4 protein-coding genes are annotated in these 2,716 nt (G+C 65.8%); 3 read left to right on the top strand and 1 reads right to left on the bottom strand.

Annotated elements, in window-relative coordinates; translation table 11 throughout:
- Positions 1–369 precede the first annotated feature (369 nt).
- The 3 genes from GTR02_RS21125 (at position 370) to GTR02_RS21135 (ending at position 1,528) form a co-directional block, all read left to right on the top strand.
- Entirely contained in the window at positions 370–570 is a 201-nt protein-coding gene (locus GTR02_RS21125; protein WP_166609440.1) for a hypothetical protein, read from the top strand.
- Positions 571–744: 174 nt separating this feature from the next.
- Positions 745–1,161: a hypothetical protein gene (locus GTR02_RS21130; protein WP_166609441.1), complete on the top strand. Its 417-nt coding sequence runs from the start codon at positions 745–747 to the stop codon at positions 1,159–1,161.
- 178 nt (positions 1,162–1,339) lie between these two features.
- Positions 1,340–1,528, top strand: a complete 189-nt coding sequence (locus GTR02_RS21135; RefSeq protein ID WP_166609442.1) for a hypothetical protein — start codon at positions 1,340–1,342, stop codon at positions 1,526–1,528.
- 633 nt (positions 1,529–2,161) lie between these two features.
- Here GTR02_RS21135 and GTR02_RS21140 read toward each other — a convergent pair.
- A complete protein-coding gene (locus GTR02_RS21140) occupies positions 2,162–2,524 on the bottom strand; it encodes a hypothetical protein (RefSeq protein WP_205709760.1) in 363 nt (120 codons plus the stop codon).
- Positions 2,525–2,716 lie beyond the last annotated feature (192 nt).

Below are 2,716 nucleotides of genomic sequence, written 5' to 3' on the forward strand. Positions count from 1 at the left end.
TCTCCTTCTACGAGTTCCTTGGCGGGTACTCGCAGAGCTTCACGCGGTGGCCCTCACCTGCTCACCGGGACACGCCGGTGCTGGTCAGGCTGCAGGGCCCAGTTACACCACTCGGGGGGACTCACCCACCAGCAGGGACGCAGGGACCTTACGTTCATGCCGCTGGTCGCGCGCTGACGCGCGTTCATGCCGCTGGTCGCGCGCTGACGCGCGTTCATGCCGCTGGTCGCGCGCTGACGCGCGCTCATGCCGCTGGTCGCGCGCTTGTCCGGGTTTGACACTGGCGATGTCGGACATCGACCTCGGACAAACGGCGGGGTCGCGAGAGGCATGTGTGCGAGTCTGGCCGGACGTGATCGAGGAGGAACCATGCTGGACGAGCCGCTCGACCGTAGTGAGCAGTACCAGCACGGCGCCGACAGACTGCCGTTGACCAGCGGCAACCAACTTGCGGGTCCTCAACGTAGCCACGACCCCCAGGCCGCCCCTCAACGCGTCCGGACGATCCTGCTCAGCGCACTCGGCTCGCTCCTGGTCATCGCCATCGTTGCTTGGCTGACGCTGCGGTAAGTCCTTCTCCACCCGGATAGGCAGTAGCGACCAGCGCGTCCAGTTCTGCCGCCGGTCGCGCGAAGGCGCGCTCATGCCGCTGCCCGCGCGCAACGCGCGCTCATCCCGCTGGTCGCGCGGAACGCGCGCTCTCTGTTCACCTGAGGGTCCTGCCCGGCATGGCATCGTGTCTGGATGGCCACTGGAGAGGGCGACACAGCTGCAGGGGACACCTCGATGGATGGATCACTGATCTTCAGGCCCGGCCCCATCGAGGGCGGGGGGACAAAGAAGCCGGTCGGTGCGGAGCTGAGGGGTGCGGTACGGGTCCACGAGCTAGCCGATGGGCAGTACCAGGCTTCGTGGACCGATGGGAACACCAAGATCGAGCAGCAGGGAGCGCCTTTCGACATCCAGGTGTTCGTGCAGATGCACGCTGCTATGGAGTACCACCCGGTGCTCATGAAGGACGGCCGTCGCGTCGAGATCCGCGACTGGGTGGCGCTCGTTCGCGCTGAGGAGGGTAGGCGGCGGCCTCAGCGTCCTGCGGAGGGTACGGGTTTTGTTGTGGGCGAGTGTCAGTTGATCGCTGCACCTGAGGACAACCGATGAAGTCGCACTCCTCGTGACTGTGTCGGCCCTCGCTACTTTCCCACCCGCGCGCTCATGCCGCTGGTCGCGCGGAACGCGCGCTCATGCCGCTGTCCGGGTCATCTACTTCTCTGCAAGCCACGGTGCGACCCCTGTCATGCCAAGCTCGGTCGAGTCAACGAGGGCAAAGAGGAGAAGAATGCACCGGGACATCATTCAGGACGCAGTGCTGTTATCTGGATTTATCTTCTTCACTATCGTCTTAGCGCTCGGAGATGCCAACCGATTGTTCGTCGTGCTCGGCGGCGTGGTGGTTATCTTGCAGGCGCTACGGCTTATCCAGCGTGTCCGTCGACTCAAACGCGGGGGCATCAACAGCTCGCAATGACGACTGCCGCGCCGTCCGCTGCCGTGCCGTGAAGCGCCTGAGTGTGCGCTCATGCCGCTGGCCAGCGATGCTGCCCGTCTAGCCAGACATCAGCAGAAGGTCTCGAAGACCAGAAGACGAGCCGGTTCGTCACCGTCGCCGCAGCGCCACACATGCGCTCCACACGTCAGTCCGTTAGCGCTGGCCGTTGGAGCCAGCTCACCCGGCACCTCGAAGCACCGCTGCATCTCCTGCCACCACGCCCGAGCCTGCTCCGCGCTCAGGCGAGTCACGTCCTCGCCATCTGGGGAGCGCACGAGGACGTCCTGGTCTCGGTGAAGGAGCTGGCGGACCTGCCCGGCATCGCACCAGCGCGCCCAACGGGTCGTCCACCGACGACCGGCGTCGTCGACCAAGTCGTTGCCAGCGGGGTACGCATCTGGGGTCCGGGCCACGGGATCAGTTTGCTTCGTGGGCAGCAGTGACCGTGCGGTCTTGGCGCTGGTCGCGCGAAGGCGCGCTCATGCCGCTGGTCGCGCGAAGGCGCGCTCATGCCGCGATCCGCGCGGCCTGCGACCCAGCGGTCGTGTCGAGGAGCGCGTAATACGCAGGCGCTGCGATACCGATACGGTGAGCCGAGAGCTGGCGGTGCGGTCATTCGTCGTCCAAGGCGTCCTCCAGGGCCACCAAGACATCCAGACGCCACCACTCGTCAACCTGCTCCAGCCATAAGTCGGCAGAAACCTTGTTTTCGACGTCCTCGCCGGTCAACGGGATTGGGCGCGGTGGCAGCTCACCCTCAGCCCCACCTTCCTTGAAAGCACCTGCCTCAATCTGCTCGTAGAACGCTTCCTGCTGGGCCTCGACCCATGCCGCGGACCAAGCCTGCTCCCGCAGTCGGCGCAGCACCTTCTTCTTGACCTGCACCACGCTGCGCCAGTCTGGAGCCGCCACCGTATGGGCAACGCCCTCAGAATCAATCCACATCGACAGCCATCCCTCCTCCAGGTCCCACACAACCTCGGACCGCTACCACTTTCAATAGTCATCAACAGCCACCGTCACAACGCCGCGCGCCCATCCCGCGCCGCGGGCGCTCTCGCCAGCATGCTCGCCGCAGGCGGATGCTCGTCCATGAGCCTCACACCCGACAGCCTCCCCATCCCCCTTGGTGACGGGACGTGGCGCACCGACCCGCTGCGCCTGGCG

This window comes from Kineococcus siccus, assembly GCF_009906795.1.
Classification (GTDB): Bacteria; Actinomycetota; Actinomycetes; order Actinomycetales; family Kineococcaceae; genus Kineococcus; species Kineococcus siccus.